This is a genomic window from Mesorhizobium sp. P2_E10 (genome assembly GCF_056404235.1).
In genome coordinates this window covers 1-520 of sequence record NZ_JBFUEK010000055.1, presented here as the reverse complement: position 1 = coordinate 520, position 520 = coordinate 1, and the positions used below count along the sequence as shown (strand labels likewise).

Genomic DNA, 520 nt, shown 5'->3' with positions numbered 1-520 from the left:
TGTCGTCGAGGGCCGCACGGCCGGCAGCAACGCGCTGGTGTTCACGCTGACCGTCAACACCGCCAATGGCGACGTGACACTCGATCAGCAGAGGGCAGTGGTCCATCCCAACACCGCCAACCCCGATGACAGCACCACCCTCAGCGCCGACAACCTGATCAAGGTGACGGCAACGATCACCGACAAGGACGGCGACTCGGCAACGGCCTCGGTCGACATCGGCCAGAACCTGGTGTTCAAGGACGATGGTCCCTCGATCTCGGCCTCGGCCGCGACCCAGCCTGTGCTGACGGTCGACGAGACGGTGCTTGCGACGGACGCGACGGCGAACTTCGCCGCCAACTTCACCTCGGCCTTCGGCGCCGATGGCGCCGGCACGCTGATCTATGGGCTGAGCGTGGTGGCAGGTCCTTCGGGCCTGATCGACACGGCAACCGGCCAGGCGGTGAACCTGGTCCTCAATGGCAATGTCGTCGAGGGCCGCACGGCCGGCAGCAACGCGCTGGTGTTCACGCTGACC

At 66.3% G+C, this 520-nt stretch carries 1 protein-coding gene; it reads left to right on the top strand.

Annotation, left to right across the window (positions count from 1 at the left end; genetic code table 11):
• Nucleotides 1-520: DUF5801 repeats-in-toxin domain-containing protein (locus tag AC1D0N_RS31885; RefSeq protein WP_477250592.1), on the top strand; the 520-nt coding region annotated here is incomplete at both ends.